At 67.6% G+C, this 17,318-nt stretch carries 14 protein-coding genes and 1 pseudogene; 10 read left to right on the plus strand and 5 right to left on the minus strand.

The genetic code is table 11. The features are described 5' to 3' along the window. Window positions 1-417 precede the first annotated feature (417 nt). The 6 genes from ACIQZO_RS39765 to ACIQZO_RS39790 all read left to right on the plus strand — a co-directional run bounded on the left by ACIQZO_RS39765 (window position 418) and on the right by ACIQZO_RS39790 (window position 8,922). Entirely contained in the window at window positions 418-1,068 is a 651-nt protein-coding gene (locus ACIQZO_RS39765) for a hypothetical protein (RefSeq protein ID WP_403636198.1), read from the plus strand. After that, on the plus strand, window positions 1,068-5,765 hold the full coding sequence (locus ACIQZO_RS39770; protein ID WP_403636200.1) for a putative T7SS-secreted protein: 4,698 nt from the start codon (window positions 1,068-1,070) through the stop codon (window positions 5,763-5,765). The genes ACIQZO_RS39765 and ACIQZO_RS39770 overlap by 1 nt, the downstream gene beginning before the upstream one ends. Before the next feature lie 97 nt (window positions 5,766-5,862). Then, window positions 5,863-6,396 (plus strand): SMI1/KNR4 family protein, encoded by a 534-nt coding sequence (locus ACIQZO_RS39775; protein ID WP_403636201.1) that lies wholly within the window; start codon window positions 5,863-5,865, stop codon window positions 6,394-6,396. Between the two features lie 380 nt (window positions 6,397-6,776). Continuing rightward, entirely contained in the window at window positions 6,777-7,976 is a 1,200-nt protein-coding gene (locus ACIQZO_RS39780; protein ID WP_403636202.1) for an SMI1/KNR4 family protein, read from the plus strand. An 8-nt stretch (window positions 7,977-7,984) separates the two neighbouring features. Next, a complete protein-coding gene (gene infC, locus ACIQZO_RS39785; protein WP_403636204.1) occupies window positions 7,985-8,428 on the plus strand; it encodes a translation initiation factor IF-3 in 444 nt (147 codons plus the stop codon). A 233-nt stretch (window positions 8,429-8,661) separates the two neighbouring features. Beyond that, the gene (locus ACIQZO_RS39790) at window positions 8,662-8,922 is read left to right on the plus strand and encodes a hypothetical protein (protein WP_403636206.1); all 261 of its coding nucleotides are present in this window, start codon (window positions 8,662-8,664) and stop codon (window positions 8,920-8,922) included. Here ACIQZO_RS39790 and ACIQZO_RS39795 read toward each other — a convergent pair. Together ACIQZO_RS39795 and ACIQZO_RS39800 are read right to left on the minus strand one after the other, a co-directional pair. Continuing rightward, a protein-coding gene (locus ACIQZO_RS39795) for an IS5 family transposase (RefSeq protein ID WP_403636207.1) occupies window positions 8,885-9,744 on the minus strand; the annotation gives its coding sequence in 2 pieces (ribosomal slippage) (window positions 8,885-9,402 and window positions 9,402-9,744; 861 coding nt in all). The two genes, ACIQZO_RS39790 and ACIQZO_RS39795, sit on opposite strands and share 38 nt — an antisense overlap. Then, the gene (locus ACIQZO_RS39800; protein ID WP_403636209.1) at window positions 9,737-10,084 is read right to left on the minus strand and encodes a transposase; all 348 of its coding nucleotides are present in this window, start codon (window positions 10,082-10,084) and stop codon (window positions 9,737-9,739) included. Before ACIQZO_RS39800 ends, ACIQZO_RS39795 begins: the two co-directional genes overlap by 8 nt. A gap of 568 nt (window positions 10,085-10,652) precedes the next feature. Here ACIQZO_RS39800 and ACIQZO_RS39805 point away from each other — a divergent pair. Continuing rightward, window positions 10,653-11,015: a hypothetical protein gene (locus tag ACIQZO_RS39805; protein WP_403636210.1), complete on the plus strand. Its 363-nt coding sequence runs from the start codon at window positions 10,653-10,655 to the stop codon at window positions 11,013-11,015. Here the strand turns inward: ACIQZO_RS39805 and ACIQZO_RS39810 are convergent. Then, window positions 10,991-11,374: a DUF6233 domain-containing protein gene (locus tag ACIQZO_RS39810; protein ID WP_403636217.1), complete on the minus strand. Its 384-nt coding sequence runs from the start codon at window positions 11,372-11,374 to the stop codon at window positions 10,991-10,993. The two genes, ACIQZO_RS39805 and ACIQZO_RS39810, sit on opposite strands and share 25 nt — an antisense overlap. Before the next feature lie 290 nt (window positions 11,375-11,664). Between ACIQZO_RS39810 and ACIQZO_RS39815 the strand changes: the two genes are divergently transcribed. The 3 genes and pseudogenes from ACIQZO_RS39815 to ACIQZO_RS39825 form a co-directional block, all read left to right on the plus strand. Continuing rightward, window positions 11,665-11,973 carry a transposase gene (locus ACIQZO_RS39815; RefSeq protein WP_403636212.1) on the plus strand — a complete coding sequence of 103 codons (309 nt, stop codon included), beginning with the start codon at window positions 11,665-11,667 and terminating at the stop codon, window positions 11,971-11,973. After that, window positions 11,970-12,881 (plus strand): IS3 family transposase, encoded by a 912-nt coding sequence (locus ACIQZO_RS39820; RefSeq protein WP_403636213.1) that lies wholly within the window; start codon window positions 11,970-11,972, stop codon window positions 12,879-12,881. Before ACIQZO_RS39815 ends, ACIQZO_RS39820 begins: the two co-directional genes overlap by 4 nt. A 128-nt stretch (window positions 12,882-13,009) precedes the next feature. Then, window positions 13,010-13,735 (plus strand): annotated as a pseudogene (locus ACIQZO_RS39825) (IS256 family transposase); the annotation flags it as partial. A gap of 56 nt (window positions 13,736-13,791) precedes the next feature. On the opposite strand, the gene ACIQZO_RS39830 reads toward ACIQZO_RS39825, so the two are convergent. Continuing rightward, window positions 13,792-15,792 (minus strand): ISAzo13 family transposase, encoded by a 2,001-nt coding sequence (locus ACIQZO_RS39830; protein ID WP_403636219.1) that lies wholly within the window; start codon window positions 15,790-15,792, stop codon window positions 13,792-13,794. Then, on the minus strand, window positions 15,707-16,756 hold the full coding sequence (locus ACIQZO_RS39835; protein WP_403636215.1) for an IS256 family transposase: 1,050 nt from the start codon (window positions 16,754-16,756) through the stop codon (window positions 15,707-15,709). The genes ACIQZO_RS39830 and ACIQZO_RS39835 overlap by 86 nt, the downstream gene beginning before the upstream one ends. Window positions 16,757-17,318: the final 562 nt, after the last annotated feature.

Below are 17,318 nucleotides of genomic sequence, written 5' to 3' on the forward strand. Positions count from 1 at the left end.
CGAAGCTCCCGTTGGCGCAGGCGACTTGGCAAGGTCACCCGCATCAACGGGAGCTTCGTTGCGTTCGTAGCGCCTCCGCCGGACACCGTCACACGGCCACAACCAGCGCACCTACAAGATCAATCCGACTTTGCAACAGCCCTGCCTGACGACCCACGACCTCACCCCCGCAGCGTAACCACCCGCTGTCCAGGTTCAGGGTGGAACTTCATAGGTGACGCGGGGCGCAGTCTGGGGCCAGGCCGATCACCGAGGCGGCAGGGCTGGGAGCCGGATTGTCCGGTGTGCGGGAGTGCTGGAGGACAGGTGCGCACCCGGTGCCGCATTGGCCCGCTGACCTGGCTGAACGTCGACGTGCGGCGCCGGAATTGTGGATCTTGTCGTGTAGCGTCTCCTGGAACCTTGGGGGTGGGGATCATGAGTGGTGGCAGCCCAGAGCTGGATATGGATCCGGTCGCGGTGCGGAACATCCAGGACGGTCTGCGTTCCGCGGTCGGGGAGTTGCGTGAGTTCGCGATGGGCACCTCGGCCGTGGCGGGTGGGGGTATGAGCCAGCTGGCACTTACGGGTATGGAGGCCGGTCATCCGTCGGTCGCGGCGGCGTTGGAGGGGTTCTGCGAACGCTGGGATATGGGCGTGGCCAGTCTCTTCGTCCTCACCAGTGGGCTCGCCGAGCGCCTGGGTATCGGGGCCGGCTCGGTGTGGGAGCAGGACCAGTACCTGAAGGGCACGTTCAAGGTGCTGGTAAACGCAGGTATCGGCAACCCCCACGCGTCGAACGACGAGGTCGAGAAGAAGTCCCTGGAAGGGGTCCTGTCGGATCACGCGTTCAAGCGGGAGACGCCGGAGCAGGCGCGTCAGGCCAGGGAGGACTTCGACCGTACGTGGGCGGACACCAAGAAGGGCCTGCTCAACGAGGGGATAGCCGGCGGCATGTTGGAGGACGTTGCCGAGGCGCAGGGCATGGACCGCGAGACCCTCGACCGTGTCCGCAACCCGCAGGGCGTGGACCAGCAGGGTGACGGCCAGGACAGTGATGAGAGCGGGAATCAGGGGGGCGGCTCCTGATGAGCGGCGGTAACTGGCTGGAGAAGGGCGCGGCCCTCACGGGCGACGCGGTCGAGTGGCTCGGGGACAAGGCGGCCGACAAGCTGGAGGATGTCGGCTGGCAGGGGGGCGCCAACGCGGTCCGGAGCACGGCGAACTCCGCGGCGAATCGTCTGGGCGCCGACGTCGGGGAGGTCGAGCTCGGCCAGAGTGACGATCCCAAGCAGCTGGTCCACGGCAGTGCAAGTACCCTGCGGGCGACCGCCGGGCACCTGAAAGACTTCCACGCGGCTTTCACCCGTACCGGGGAGGGCCTGAAGAAGTTGGGGACGGACGGCATCAAGGGTGCCGCTGCCGATGCCTTTCGGGATTCGGTTCAGGAGAAGGCTCCTCGCTGGTTCGCGGCCGCGGCCGCCTTCGAGGCTGCGGCCGGCGCGGTGGGCCGTTTCGCCGACACGGTGATCTGGGCGCAGGGGCAGGCCAAGGAGGCGATCGACGAGTACAAGGCCGCCGTCAAGCTGTCGGAGAACGCCCACGCCGCCTATGACAGGTGGGTTAAGGACTACGAGTCGGCTGTCAAGGCTCAGCAGGATCCGCTGCCGGCCCGCCCCATGGGTTTCACCGACCCGGGTTCGGACGGCATCGAGTCCGCCCGGCAGAAGCTGGCCGAGGCGCGGCGCCAGCGCGACGACGTGGCCCACTCGGTGGCGCAGGCGTTGGAGAAGGCCCGTGACGCGGCGCCGAAGGTGTCTGCCGCGGACGCTGCGCTGGTCGAGATCGTCCGCAAGGGCGCGGAGGTTGAACACTTCGTCGGCGGAATCGCCAAGGGTACGGCCGGCCTGGTCAACTTCGCTCGCGGGCTCGACTCCCACGATCCGTACAACATGAACCACCCGACCGTGGCCCAGATGGGCCTCAACAGCATGAGCGCCGGTTTCCTCACGACTGCCAACGACCCTGGTGCAGCGGCCAAGGCCATGCTGGACAGCGCGATGAAGGATCCCTTCGAGTTCGGCGGCACGCTCGTCCCGGAAGCCATCGGTCCCAAGGGGGGTGGCCTGCTGTCCGGCGCCAGCCGCAGAGCCGCCGCAGCAGCCAAGCTCCTCGACGATGCAGAGCACCTGGACGGCAACAAGCCGGGCGGCAGCCGCGGGGACCACGAGAAGGATCCGAACCACAACAGCAACCAGTGTCGCGACAACGTCTGTGAAGGCGACCCGGTGGACATGGCGACCGGCCGCATGCTGCTGCCGCAGACCGACATCGCCCTTCCCGGATCGCTTCCCCTCGTATTTCGGCGTACTTTCGACTCTTCGCATCGTTCAGGTCGCTGGTTCGGTCCCGCCTGGTCCAGCACGGTGGACCAGCGGCTGGAGATCGACACGGAAGGCGTGGTCTTCAGCTGTGACGAAGGCAGTCTGTTGGCGTACCCTCACCCGGCCCCCGGCGTCCCGGTCATGCCCACACACGGCCGACGGTGGCCGCTGGACCGGGTCGAGGACGGCTACACCCTCACCGATACCGATACCGGCAGGGTCTGGCACTTCGTCCATCACAGCGACGATGTCGCGCTCCTGGCCCAGATCGACGACCGCAACGGACGCTGGATCAGCTTCGAACACGACGAAGCGGGCGCCCCGACCTCGATCGTCCACCACGGCGGCTACCACCTGAAACTCACCACGAGCGAAGGCCGAGTGACCGCCCTCCACCTCGCGGGAGCGGCCGCGGACGGATCCGACCAGGAGATCCTCCGCTACGGCTACACCGACGGCCACCTGACCGAGGTCACCAATTCCTCCGGCCGCCCCTTGCGTTTCGACTGCGACGAACACGGCCGCATCACCTCGTGGACCGACACCAACGGCAGCCGCTACGAATACGTCTACGACCACCGGGACCGTTGCACCTACCAGTCCGGCACCAACGGCCACGTCGAATCGCGATTCACCTGGGACGACACGGACCTGGCGACCGGCCTGCGCATGACGTCCCTCACCGATGGCCTTGGCCACACGAAGCGCTTCGTCGTCGACGAGCGTTCCCAGGTCGTCGCCGAGATCGACGCTCTGGGGGCGGTCACCCGCTTCGAGTACGACCGTCACAACCGACTGCTGGCACGGACCGACCCGCTGGGCCACATCAGCCGCTTCGCATACGGTGAGCACGGGCGCATATCGGTGCTGGAACGTCCGGACGGACGGCAGACACGCATCGAATACGACGACAAACGGATGCCGGTGCGCATCGTCGGCGCCGACGGGAACGTCACGCGCCAGACCTTCGACGAGCGCGGCAACCGCACGTCGGTGACCGCCCCCTCGGGGGCGACGACGCAGTTCGCGTACGACGCGGCCGGCCGGCTCACCGCAGTGACCGACCCGCTCGGCGCCGCCACCCGGCTGGTCCTGGACCCCCGGGGTCTCCCCGTCGAGGTCACCGATCCGTCGGGTGCCACGACCCGATACGAACACGATTCCTTCGGCCGTAGGGTCCAGGTCACCGATGCCCTCGGCGCGCAGACACGCATGGAGTGGACCGTCGAGGGCCGGCCGTCCCGGCGCACCGCACCCGACGGCACCGTGGAAACCTGGACGTACGACGGCGAGGGCAATTGCCTCAGCCACACCGACTCCATGGGCGGCACGACTTGCTTCGCGTACACGGACTTCGACCTGCTGACGGCCCGCACGGGCCCGGACGGGATCCGGAACGAGTTCTCCTACGACACCAACCTTCGGCTCACCCAGGTGACCAACCCGCAGGGTCTGACCTGGGACTATGCCTACGACGCGGCAGGGCGACTCGTCACGGAGACGGACTTCGACGGCCGGGCGCTGAGCTACGACTACGACACCTCGGGCCGTCTGGCCTCCCGGGCGAACGGCCTGGGCCAGCGCATCGACTTCACGAACAACGCCCTCGGCCAAGTGATCCGCAAAGAAGTCGAAGGCAACGGAGTCACGACCTTCGAATACGACATCTTCGACGAACTCGCGGTGGCTGCCAGCCCGGACGCTGAACTGGAACGCATGCGGGACCGCTACGGCCGCCTGCAGTCCGAGAAGGTCAACGGCCGGATGCTGACATACAGGTATGACGAACTGGGCCGCAGGGTGGGGAGGACGACGCCCGGGGGTGCGGTCAGCGAATGGTCTTACGACGCCGCGGGCCGCAGGACGGCGCTCACCACGTCCGGGCGCGACATCGCCTTCTCCTTCGACGCCCTGGGCCGTGAGGTGGGGCGCACCGTATCGGACTTCGTGTCACTGACGTCGTCGTTCGACGAGATGAACCGTCTGACGGCCCAGGACATCACATCCGGGGGCCGTGGCCTCCAACATCGCGCCTATGCCTACGGCGAGGGTGGAGGTCTCGTCGGCATCAGCGACGCACTCTCCGGTGCCCGCGGTTTCGACGTGGACTCGGCCGGTCGCGTCACGGCTGTCCATGCGCGCGGCTGGACCGAGCGGTACGCCTACGACGACGCCGGAAACCAGACGGAGGCCTCGTGGCCGGCGGCCCACCCGTCGCACTCCGCGACGGGCGCCCGGACCTACGAGGGCACTCGGATCGCCGGTGCGGGTGCCGTCCGATACGAACATGACGGCCAGGGCCGGGTCGTTCTGCGCCAGAGGCCCCGGCTCTCCCGGAAGCCCGACACCTGGCGCTACGAGTGGGACGCGGAGGACCGCCTCATCGCGGTGACGACACCGGACGGCACGGTCTGGCGGTACGCGTACGACCCCCTGGGCCGTCGCATATCCAAGCAGTCCCCTTTCGAGACCGTCCACTTCACCTGGGACGGCACGACCCTCTGCGAGCAGACGACCGCGAACGTCGTGCTGACGTGGGACCACGTGGGCCAGCGGCCCCTGTCCCAGACGGAACGCCGCACGGACACGGGCGACGAGCGCTTCTTCGCCATCGTCACCGACCTGATCGGCACCCCGACGGAACTCGTCGACGAGTCGGGCGAGCTGGCCTGGCGAACCCGCGCCACCCTGTGGGGCACGACGACGTGGAACCGTGACGCCACGGCATACACTCCGTTCCGCTTCCCGGGCCAGTACTTCGATCCAGAGTCGGGACTCCACTACAACTACTTCCGCTACTACGACCCCGAATCGGCCCGCTACCTCAGCCAGGACCCCCTCGGCCTCGCCCCGGCCCCGAACCCTACGGCGTACGTCCATAACCCTCTGTTGTGGGCGGATCCCCTCGGACTCCTTCCCTGCAGGAAGAACGAGCCGGACGACCCTACGTGGGACGGCAGGGTCGTCTACGGCGACCTGGACGAATTCGGACGGCCAACAGCAATGCACGCCACGTTGGGGCCGGACATGATGGGGAAGAACCCCACGGATCCGCACGGTGATCCGCCGGGTTGGCAGAAGGATGCGCATTACAACCGGGCCCACCTCCTTGCCGCACAACTCGGAGGATCCAACTATAATCCAGGGAATTTCGTCACCATGCACGCATACGCAAATTCTCCCGTGATGCGGCACATTGAGAACGAGGTCAGGAAGGCGGTGGAGTCCGGCGAAACAATCCAGTACACCGTCACGCCCCGATATAACGGGACTGACGCAATCCCCACCGGTGTATACATCGAGGCTTATGGATCGAATGGGTTCAAGTTCACCCAGCATCGTAGCACCGGAATAACTGAATCGGGCAACACCGCATTCATCCCCAATCAGCCGAAGGAGTGACGAGAGCAGTTGGGGCGGCGTGACTCGCCGCCACTGGACAACCCGCTGTCATCCCGTCCGTCCGGACTTGCCAACCCCTAGGAATAGGACCCCCGCCGTGATCAACGCCCTTCCCCGTCTTCTCGAAATCGCCCCGGCGCCGAGCCAGCCACGCCACAAGGATTGGGGCGAAGTCGAACGTACCCTCGCGGTCCAGCTCCCCGACGACTACAAGGAGCTCATCGGCGTATACGGAGGAAGTAACTGGGACGACTACCTCTACGTCCTGGAGCCCGACTGCCCCAACAAGCACTACGATCTTCTCAAGTGGGCCAAGTACCAGTTTGAAGACCTGGAAGGCCTGTGGACGGTCGAGAAGAAGCCGGAGGAACTGGAGGTCGAGGGATCCGTCGTCATCCCATGGGCGACGACCGACAACGGAGAATGCCTGTACTGGCTCGTTCTTCCGGGTGTTGAGCCGAACGAATGGACCGTCATGGTGAACGAGGTGAGCGGCCCCCGATGGGAACATTACTACGTATCGTGCACGGAATTCCTCGCAGCCTCCCTCAATGGAGAGCTGCAGTCGAACATTCTCTCGTCATTGTTCCCCTTGGCCACCCATGAATTCCGCCGCCTCGGTCCGGTGTGACGATTGGGTGCTCTGCGACCTCGACGGCTTCGGCGGTGCGATGACGTCCGACTGCTGACGCTTCGTCGCACCGGGCGGGTCCGGCACGAGACGAGCGCAGTCCCCGCGCGCAGGAGGTGGGCAGACCCTGTTGAGGGAGGCCGGGCTCAGCCCAGCCTCCCGCCAGGGGACACAGGCAGGTCAACCAGCGCATGCTGTGCTTCCTTGGGCCACCTCGGTCGACTCCGATTCGCGTCCAGTTCGCCACCCGGCGGGGCGATCTCGTCCTGCAGGCGCGCCAGTCCGACCCGCGAGGCATACCCGCCGCCGCCCGATTTCCTCCTGGTCCGCGGAGGCGGAAGAATCTTCCGAGCACATGGCGCACGCTGGAAGGAAGTCAATTGACATCGGACATCAGCACATTTGCCACCCCTTCATCCGAGCGCCCGCCCTCCCCTGTACCCATCGACTGGGCGGTCGTCGAAGACTGGCTCGGACTGCGGCTGCCGGCTGACTACAAGCGGCTTGCCGACCGGTACGGGCCGCTGGACTTCGGTAAGTACGTGTGGATCCACGTGCCGTGCGTCCAGCGGGACCGCTTCGACTACGGCGAGTGGTTGGTCGCGACTCACCGGGCGGCGCGGATCGAGACGCGGGAGTTGCCCGAGGCCGAGCAGCCTGTGCTCCACCCCGAGCCCGGCGGCCTGTTGGCCTGGGGCTGCACGCGGGGCAGCGACGTACTGTTCTGGGACACCTCGGCCTCCGTCGACCCCGACAAGTGGACCGTGGTGGTGCAGCACTCGGGGGCGGTGCCGGGCAGTGGCCTGCTCCGGTGGCACCGGTACGACCTGACACTCACCGACTATCTGCGGCACACCGTCCGTGATACCTGGGAGCTCCCTTCTCCTCCCGGCCCGCTGCTGGGCCCGCTGCCGGGCGTCGTCGCGCGGACCGCCTTCCTTCCCGACGCCGAGGCGTGGATCCCGCCCGCACCGGTCCCGCCCCGGCTCACCGAGGCCGAGCGCCGAATCGCGCTGGAGACCGGCACCGGGCTGGACGGGCTGCGGCTGCTGTCGCCGCCACCCGAGCGGCCGTACCTCGGCAACGGCTCCTGGGAGGGGCTGTTCGCCGAGCTGGGCACTCGGCTGCCCGGGGAGTACGTGCGGCTGATGGACGGGTACGGCGCCGGCATCTGGAGCGGGTGGCTGCGTTTTCACACCCCGCTCCGGACCGGCGAGCGGCGTTTCCTCACGCACGCCGAGGACACAGCGGACGCCTACAGGCAGCTCAAGGACGGCAACGCGGACTGGTACCCGCTGGCCATCTGGCCCGAGCCCGGCGGCTTCCTCCCCTTCGCCAACTCCATCGACGGCGACTACCTCGGCTGGCTCACCGAGGGCGGGGATCCCGACACATGGCCGCTGATCGTCTGGCCCCGCCACGCCGACCAGGGACCGCCACTCGAGGGCGGCCTGATCGACACCCTCCTCGACTGGCAGCGCGGCACACTGGTCACGCATGGGTTCGCCGCCTTGGACGAGGACGACGACCCTGTCGAGGTCGCGGACTTCCGGCCCTGGGACGACCGCGCCTACTGGTGATCCCTCGGATGCTGGGGGTCCTCGACACCGCCAAGGCCAGAGTCCTCGCCGCGGAGTCCTCGCTGGATCTGGTGGAGATCTCCACCGAATCCGATCCTCCGGTTGCCAAGATCTTGAACCATCAGAAGTGGCTGTTCCAGCAGAAGAAGGCCCATGCCGCCAAGCCGCCCCGGGAGAAAGGGGCCCGCATCCAGGACGTGAGGATGCGGGCCGGAATCTCGGACACCGATTACGAGGTGAAGGCCGCGTCAGTACGCCGATTCCTCGCAGAGGGGTCAAAGGTCAAGGTCGCGGTGAAGTTCCGCAGCCATGAAGACGCAACGCCTGAAATCGCGGACCCCCTCCTCAAGAAGGTTGCAGCCGACCTGTCGGACATCGCGGTCATCGAGTCCGATCCGAAGCCGCGCGGCCGCAGCTTCGTGATGACACTGGCCCCGGCGAAAAGCGCTTAGGGCCTGTCCGGTGGATCTTGGCGGATCGACCACCGGCGGGGCGCGTGCGGGCGGAGGCCAGCGGCGGGCCCGCGCGCCCGGCCCGTCCCCGCTGTAGGCCGCCCGGCGGAGCGCCACCTGGTTCGGTATCGAACCGCCGCTTGTGTGCCGCGTTTTCGGCCGTTTCCGGTGCTAGCTTCCAGCTGCCGCCCGGTCGGGGCGGCGCTCTCGGCCACCATGCGAAGGAGCAGGCCATGACCCAGATCAGCGCGGCTGACGCGGAGCTCAAGAAGTCGTTGGCGATGGACGGCGACGCGGGGACGAAGACCTGGCGCGTGAGCATCCAGCCGAACGCGGAGCTCGCAGCGCACTTCCTCAACATCAACCCGCCCCAGGGCCCGGGCGAGGCGACCATCGCCCCCCCGGCCCGACGGAAAGTTCGACGTCTTCTACCTGAGTTAGGTTCTGTCAGGCGGATCATGGTCGAAGCCAGAGACGGATCGCTGCGACGGTGACTGTGCCGTGGAAGATGTAGGCCCGCTTGTCGTAGCGGGTCGCGACGGCCCGGAAGGTCTTGAGTCGATTGATCGTGCGCTCGACCTCGTTGCGGCGCTTGTAGGCCTCCTTGTCGAACGCGGGTGGGCGGCCGCCGCTGCTGCCGCGACGGCGGGGGTCGGCACGCTGGTCCCGAGGCTCCGGGATCGTGTGTTCGATCTGGCGTCTGCGCAGGTAGCAGCGGTTGCGGCGGGAGCTGTAGGCCTTGTCGCCGCCGACCCGGTCGGGTCGGGTGCGCGGGTGTCCGCCGCCCGGGCGCGGGACGCGGATGCGCTCCATGACCGGGATGAGCTGAGGGGCGTCGCCCCACTGGCCCGGGGTGATCAGCAGGCCCAGTGGGCGGCGCCCGCCCTCGCCGGCCAGGTGGATCTTCGTCGTCAGCCCGCCCCGGGAACGCCCGAGTCCTTCGTCGGGGCGGTGCTGCCGAGGCGTCGATCTTTTCCCGGGACACGGGGCGGCTTCTTTCGGGCTCCGGCGGCGTGCTGGTGAGCCCGGCAGGAGGTGGAGTCCACGCTCACCATGCTCCAGTCGAGCCGTCCCGCCGCGTCGGCGTCGGCCTGGACGGCACGCAGGATCCTGTCCCACGTGCCGTCCGCGGACCAACGCCGGTGTCGCTCGTAGACCGTCTTCCAGCTGCCGAAACGCTCTGGAAGGTCCCGCCACGGGACACCGGTCCGCTGCCGGAACAGGATCCCGTTGATCACCCTGCGGTGGTCGTTCCAGCGCCCGCCCCGCCGGCCGCTTCCCGGCAGATGCGGTACCAGCCGGGCCCATTCATCCATGCTGATGGGCGCGGCAGACCGTGGAGTCGACGTTCAGGTCCCACGTGATCGCACCCTTCGCGTCGGCCAGGGACTGGAGGTGGGTGAGGATCCGCTGCCAGATGCCGTTCCGCTGCCATCGGCGGAACAGGTCGTAGGTCCGCCCCCACGGCCCATACTCGACAGGCACGTCCCGCCACGGCACACCGGTCCGGACCCGGAACCGTATGCCGTCGATCAGCTGCCGCCGAGACCAGAGAGGCGGCCGCCCCCGCCTTCGTCCCCTTCGGCAACAACGGCTCCAGCGTCGCCCACTGCTCGTCCGTGAGATCTCCCCGCCCCATGAGCCGTGATTATTCATAGCCCAAGATCCACTTTCGCCGCAGCCTCGCTTGTGCCGAGTGCGGCCGCCACCTGCCCGCTGGATACATTCCCTGGCGACGCGCTCGTTTGCCGCGTCTTGGCTGACCTGGGGCAATGACGTACCGCAGGTCGGCCAGGGTCTTCAACGCGGTCACCGGCTCCTCGGCCGCCAAGCCGTCGAGTCGGCCCATACGGGCAACCGACGTTCGAGCAGCATCCTGTTGAAGGCCTATCGCCGAGGGCTGAGGGATGGTTTCGGCGTTCGCAGGAATGCCTGGATCTCGGCCGTTCCGGGCGTGTAGCCGTCCGATGTGTCGACGACCAAGGTCGGCACATCAAGGCTGATGGACTTGAACTGCTCGGGGTCGTAGGTGCGGCTTCCATGTCGGCGAGGAGGGCCTCATCGCCGTGGGCCGCTCGGTGTCTGTCGGTGCGGGCGCGCTCGGTGATGCGTTCGGCGATGGTCGAGGTGGCCGTGGTGCATCGGATGATGCGCAGGTCGGCGATGCCCAGGAGGGGCTCCAAACCTGGGCGCCAGAGCCGGTCCTGGAAGGCCGCCTGCGACGGTGAAGACGTGCGCGGCCCGGTCCGGGGGCACCGTGTACGCGTACGCCGAAGTGCGCTGGGACGGGGCGAGTTTCCACCCCGTGGACGACACGACGATCTTCGACGGGGCCAAGCTGCGCTTGCAGATCAAGCAGTCCCGCGAGGGCACCGACCCCGTGGTGGCCGAGCGCGACTTTCCCCAGCTTGAGGCACGGCTGGAGGACAGCGCGTCCGAGGGGAAGCGCACCGGTACCTACCGGACCGCGACCATCAGCCACCGGGCCGGCGCGGCCGCGCTCGGTGACTCGGTGCTGTTCCTGGACTGGCATGGCGACGGACGTGGCTACGGCCGCCACGACTACACCGGGTCCCCGACGGTCTGAGTCCCACCGGAGTCGGACACGTTGCCGTGGGTGAGGATCGGCAGCAGCGTCTCGGAGGCGTCGCACACGGTGCAGGCCGTGGTGCCGGGGCGCGCGAGCGCGTCGAGTGCCTGCGTCGTGCCCAGCGGATGGGCGCGGTCGGTGGCGTTGCCGCAGCCTTCGGCGTGAACGGTGGCCGGTCGTCCATGGGTGTCGCCGTCGAGCAGCCACGCCCACCGGGCCGGCGCCGAGGCACGGGTTCGGGGGTGGGCGGGGATGCGGCCGAGGTCGACCCTGGGGAGCGGGCGCAGCTGTGCGGCGGTGACCCAGGTGCTGTACTCGGCCGGCTCGACCCCGCCCCCGTACTGGTGAAGAGGCAGTGTTCCAACCGTGCACTATTCGAGATGCCGGCAAGAGCCGCGTCACCCTGGCATATCTGTTCAGGGCACCCCGTCCAGGTGGTCTTCCGCCGTGAGAAGTCGAGCCTCATGGCGGATCGGCCGACCAGGCACTGAGCTGGGCGGCATGAACACGGACCAGAAATGGTGGCGCCGGCGTGGCCTGGTTCCGGTGTGGTATGGGCTGACAGTCCTCGCCGGGATGAGGTTCCCCCGAGATGCGGGGATGGGTGACAGAGGGTCAGATGGGTCTCATGAGAGGAACCCAGCCGATGGCTGCCCCGAGGAAGTACCCGCTGGAGTTGCGTGAGCGTGCGGTGCGGATGTACCGGACTGCCGAGCCGAAGCCCGTGATCCGTCGTATGGCCGAGGATCTCGGTGTGCACCACGAGGCTCTGCGGAACTGGATCCGTCAGGCCGAGGCCGACGCCGGCGAACGCGGTGACGTGCTGACCACGGCTGAGCGCGAGGAGCTGGCGGCCCTGCGCAAGGAGAACGTGCAGCTCAAGCGGGCGAACGAGGTTCTGCGGACGGCCTCGGCTTTTTTCGCGGCACAGCTCGACCCGACCCGGCCCAGGTGACAGGACTGCTCGACGAGCATCCGCATCTGGGGGTCGAGCCCGTCCTTCGGGAACTCTCCATCGCTTCTTCCACCTACTACCGATGGCGCATGGCCGAGCGGGAGCCGTGCGAACGACGACGCCGCGATGCCGCGCTGACCGGGCGGATCGAGGAGATCCACACGGAGTCCGGCGGGATCTACGGATCCCCGCGTGTGCACGCCGTCCTCAAACGCGAGGGCGAGGCCGTCGGCCGTAAACGGGTCGAGCGGCTGATGCGCGAGGCCGGCCTGCACGGCATCAGCCCCCGCCGCCATGGCAAGGGCTTCACCCGCCGCGACTCCGCGGCCACCCTCGCCCCCGACCTCGTCAACCGAGACTTCACCGCCAAGGGCCCGGACCGGCTGTGGGTCACCGACCTGACGATGATCGCAACGGATGAGGGGCCGCTGTGGCTGTCCGCGATCCGTGACGCCTTCTCCCGGCGCGTGGTGGCCTGGGAGACCTCCGCCCGAGCCGACGCCGACCTGGTCCTGTCCTCGCTGGAGTACGCCCTCGCCAGCCGCGAAGTCGAGCCCGGCAAACTCATCCATCACGCCGACCACGGCTGCCAGTACACGGCCATCAAGCTCACAACTCGCCTGGTCAGAGCAGGAATCCAAGCGTCCATGGGATCGGTCGGGGACTCGTATGACAACGCCCTCGCCGAGAACCTGTGGATGCTGATCAAAACCGAGTGCGTCCGCGGCCGCGTCTTCACCACCCGGGCCGAGGCCAACCTCGCACTCTTCGAGTACATCGACGGCTTCTACAACCCCCGCCGCATTCAGAAACGGCTCGGCTACCTCAGCCCCATCGAGTTCGAAGAGAAGCACTACGCCAACCAGGCAGCCACCGAACCAGTGAACCTGAAACCCGAGCGTGTCTGAAAGATCGTGTAAGTCCGTGATGTGGAAGCCTGGCCCGGGGCTCGGCCTCGGGCCTGCGGGCCGGGCGGATCGGACGAGTCATGACAGACAAAGACGAAGTGGCCGCCGCGGTGGCGGCCGGCGACAAGATGGTCGACGAGGTGGTCGAGCGGCTGCTCGACAAGGCTGATGCCTCGGGGGCGGCTCTGCTCGGTGAGGGCGGGCTGCTGACGGAGATCACCAAGGCCGTTCTCGAGCGGGCCCTGGAAGCCGAGATGAGTGAACACCTCGGCTACGAACGCGGAGATCTTGCAGGTCACGGGTCTGGGAACTCCCGCAACGGGACCTCGCCCAAGACGGTCCTGACCGACGCCGGCGCGGTCACCCTGGCGGTGCCGCGGGACCGAAACGGCAACTTCGAACCGAGGCTGGTACCGAAGAACGCCCGCCGCCTGGCCGGGTTCAACGACCGGATCCTCTCCCTCTACGCCCGCGGCATGAGCGTGCGCGACATCCGCTCCCACCTCGCCCAGATCTACGGGGTCGAGGTCAGCCCAGACCTGATCAGCAAGGTCACCGACGCCGTGATCGACGAGCTCGTGACCTGGCAGAACAGGCCTCTCGACGCGGTCTGGCCGATCATCTACATCGACGCACTGTGGGTGAAAATCCGCTCTGGCTCGGTGGCCTCGAAGCCGGTCTACCTGGCCGTCGGCGTCGACATGGACGGCAGGAAAGACGTCCTGGGATTGTGGGTCGGCTCCGAAGGCGAGGGCGCCACGACCTGGATGGCGGTGCTCTCCGAGCTGCGAAATCGGGGCATCGAGGACGTCTGCATCGTGGTCTGTGACGGGTTGAAGGGCCTGCCCGACGCGGTGACCGCGACCTGGCCCAAAACCACCGTCCAGACCTGCGTGATCCACCGAAGCCGTCAAGAAACAACCTGGTGGTTATTGGTGGCGACCGTGGTGAGGAGGGCGGCTGCGGTGGGGTGGCGGTGGTCGGCGGGGGCGATGTGGATGCGACGGTCGTCGAGGATCGGTAGGACGTCACGGATCGCGTTCCACAGGGTGCTCTTGCAGACGCCGAACAGCTCGGCGAGAGCGTCGAGGCCGCAGACGCGACGGCGGTAGAGGATCGTGGCGAGGATCCGGTCGCTGTCGGTGATCTTCTGCCGGAACACGCCACCGCGGGTGCCCGGGCGTCGGTTGCCGGCGCGCTGGCGGTGACGGCGTTCTTCGATCGCGGCGGCGTAGGGCACGATCAGCTCCTCGAGCAGGGCGTGAAGGGCCTGGCGGGACATGCCGGTCAGGGTTGGGTCTGTCAACGCCTGGTGGGTCGGTGTCGCGGGAGTGTGCCCGGCTGGGCCGTTGCCGGCGATCCAGACACGGAGGTCCTCGGCGCGGGTGAAGTAGCGCACGACGGTGGGTGTGATGCTGATCTTCCGTCCGTCCAGCAGCTTCCGGGTGGCCTTGATGCCGTGGCCGATGGTGACCGGGTTCATTCCGAGCAGGTCGCCCAGTACCTTCTGCGGGCAGACCTGCCGCAGGTAGATGACGGTGAGAAGGACCTCGTCCGCATCCGAGAGCAGGGATCGGCTGCGGCCGGTGGTGGCAACGCGTCGGCCTTTGCGGAGCACGTAGCGGTGCTGTTCGGCAGCTGCCGCCTGGGCTGGAGCCAACTCGGCTCGCAGTGAATCGAGTTCGTCTGGGTTCATACCGGTCAGGCGTGGGTCGGCGAGCATTGTCAGGGTCCCGGCGCGGGCCTTTGCCCGTTGGTCGGCGCGCGGCGCGGGGGCGGTGATGCCGGTCGGGGCGATGCTGTAGTTCCACCGGCCGTGCAGGTCGTGGGCGGTTATCGGCAGGGCCTGGAACTCCTCACTGCTGACGGCGATGCCGGTCGGGTAGGAGTCCTCGTCGAGGGCGGCCTCGACACGCAGCCCGCTGCGGGTCGTGGTCGCGGCGATCGTGTTGAGAACGACTTCGTGGCTGGTCAGAGGGCGTCCGCGCCAGTTCATGGTGATGTGGGAGAACAAACGGTGTTCGATCTTGTTCCATTTCGACGTCCCCGGCGGAAAGTGACAGACCGTAACGGTCAAGCCGGTGTCGGCGGCGAATGCGGCCAGCTCGGCCTTCCATACCCGGTAGCGGTAGCTGTTGGAGCCTCCGGCGTCCGCGGTGATCAGCAGTCGCGATGCCTGGGGGTAGTCGTGCCGGCCTCGCGCCTGCCACCAGCGTCGGATCGAGGCGGCGGCGAATGTGGCGGTGTTGTGGTCGGTGCCGACGTTCACCCAGCCGGTGTTCGCGGCCATGTCGTAGATCCCGTACGGGATGACGGATTCCACGTGCGGGCCGGCGAAGAAGCTGTGGTCCTCGACCTCGACAGGCTGCCCGGCCGGCCGCCATTCCTGCCCGGGCATCGGCAGCTGCCCGATCTGTTCCTTCTTCTTCGCGTCCACGCTGATCACCGGCTCGCCTGCGGCCTGGTGTTCCTTGACCTGCCCGTTGATATATCGGAACTGCGCGTCCCGATCCGGGTGCTGACCGCCTTCCAAGGTCTTGGCGGTGCCCTGCAGACTGAACCCGTGCTCCTTGAGCAGCCGGCCCACCGTAGGCGCGGTCACCCGGTGTCCCTGCCGGGACAACTGGTCGGCCAGGTGCCGCAGCGACTTCGTCGTCCAGCGCAGCGGCGACATCGGATCACCGCGCTCGTCCGGTTCGACCAGCGTCATCAACGCCGGAACCAACTCAGGGTCGATCACCTCGGCCCGCATCCGCCCGCCACCAGAACGCCGGACGCGGCCCTCGGGCAGCGGATCGACCCCGGCCTCGAGTTCGAAGACACCCTTACGGACGGTCGTCTCGCTGACCTCGGCTATCCGAGCAACCACACTGACGCCTCCATGGCCGAGCAGTCGGGCCTCGGTCGCCAGCGCCAGACGCCGTTGATGCTCGTTCAAATGTGGCAGCAGAACATCGAACCGCCGTTCCAACTGGCCGCGAACCTCGTCGGATATGCGCATACCACATCAACGAGCTCATCCCCGCGAAGCAACGCGTTGTTTCTTGACGGCTTCGGTGGATCACGCAGGTCTGGACGGTCGCCTTCGGCCAGGTCGCGGTCACGGCGTCGGGCAGGCCCTTCAACCCGTCACAGACCACGATGCAGACGTCCTCGATGCCCCGGTTCCGCAGCTCGGACAGGACCGCCATCCAGGTGGTGGCGCCCTCGCCCTCGGAGCCGACCCACAGGCCCAGGACGTCTTTGCGACCGTCCATGTCGACGCCCACGGCCAGATAGACCGGCTTCGAGGTCACCGAACCCGAGCGGATCTTCACCCACAACGCGTCGATGCAGATGATCGGCCAGACCGGGTCGAGGGGCCGGTTCTGCCAGGTCACGAGCTCGTCGATCACGGCGTCGGTGACCTTGCTGATCAGATCGGGACTGACCTCGACCCCGTAGATCTGGGCCAGGTGCGAGCGGATGTCGCGCACGCTCATGCCGCGGGCGTAGAGCGAGAGGATCCGGTCGTTGAACCCGGCGAGGCGGCGGGCGTTCTTCGGGACCAGCCGCGGTTCGAAGTCGCCGTTTCGGTCCCGCGGCACCGCCAAAGTGACCGCGCCGGCGTCGGTCAGGACCGTCTTGGGCGAGGTTCCGTTGCGGGAGTTCCCCGAGCCGTGACCCGCTGAATCTCCGCGTTCGTAGCCGAGGTGTTCGCTCATCTCGGCTTCCAGGGCCCGCTCGAGGACGGCCTTGGTGATCTCGGTCAGGAGCCCGCCCTCACCGAGCAGGGCCGCCCCCGAGGCGTCAGCCTTGTCGAGCAGCCGCTCGACCACCTCGTCGACCGTCTTGTCGCTGGCCACGGACTCGGCCGCTTCGTTTTTGTCTGCCATGACTCGTCCGATCCGCCTGGCCCACAGGCCCGAGGCCGAGCCCCGGGCCAGGTTTCCACATCACGGACTTACACGATCTTTCAGACATGCTCGTTCGAAGACCTGGAAGACCTATGGGAATTCGAGAAGAAGCCGGCAGAACTGGAGGTCGAGGGATCGCGGGTCATCCCGTGGGCGACCACGGACAACGGTGAATGCCTGTATTGGCTCGTTCTTCCCGGGGCTGAGCCGAACGACTGGACTGTCATGGTGAACCAGGCGCGCGGTCCCCGATGGGAACATTACTCTGTATCCTGCACGCAATTTCTCGCTTCCTCCCTCGATGGAGAGCTGAAGTCGAACGTCCTCTCGTCACTGTTCCCCTCGGCCGCCCATGAGTTCCGGCGTCTCGGAGCGGTGTGACGGTGCAGCGCTCCGCCGAGGCGGCGCAGACCGCGCTCGGCGACGTTCCCGGTTGCCCGTGGCCCGGTTGAGCTTCGCAGCAAGCCCTCCGCGCACTGTCCGGCGGAGACGCAGGGCGCAGTCCGAAGGGGTTCGCGAGCTTATCCGTATCGCCCGCCAC

The organism is Streptomyces sp. NPDC097617 (assembly GCF_044761485.1).
Taxonomy (GTDB): domain Bacteria; phylum Actinomycetota; class Actinomycetes; order Streptomycetales; family Streptomycetaceae; genus Streptomyces.

Coding starts and splice junctions, on each gene's coding strand:
- infC (WP_403636204.1), top strand. CDS start 7,985: ATGCTGGGGGTCCTCGACACCGCCAAGGCCAGAGTCCTCGCCGCGGAG.
- ACIQZO_RS39800 (WP_403636209.1), bottom strand. CDS start 10,084: ATGAATAATCACGGCTCATGGGGCGGGGAGATCTCACGGACGAGCAGT.
- ACIQZO_RS39765 (WP_403636198.1), top strand. CDS start 418: ATGAGTGGTGGCAGCCCAGAGCTGGATATGGATCCGGTCGCGGTGCGG.
- ACIQZO_RS39815 (WP_403636212.1), top strand. CDS start 11,665: ATGGCTGCCCCGAGGAAGTACCCGCTGGAGTTGCGTGAGCGTGCGGTG.
- ACIQZO_RS39790 (WP_403636206.1), top strand. CDS start 8,662: ATGACCCAGATCAGCGCGGCTGACGCGGAGCTCAAGAAGTCGTTGGCG.
- ACIQZO_RS39835 (WP_403636215.1), bottom strand. CDS start 16,756: ATGGCAGACAAAAACGAAGCGGCCGAGTCCGTGGCCAGCGACAAGACG.
- ACIQZO_RS39770 (WP_403636200.1), top strand. CDS start 1,068: ATGAGCGGCGGTAACTGGCTGGAGAAGGGCGCGGCCCTCACGGGCGAC.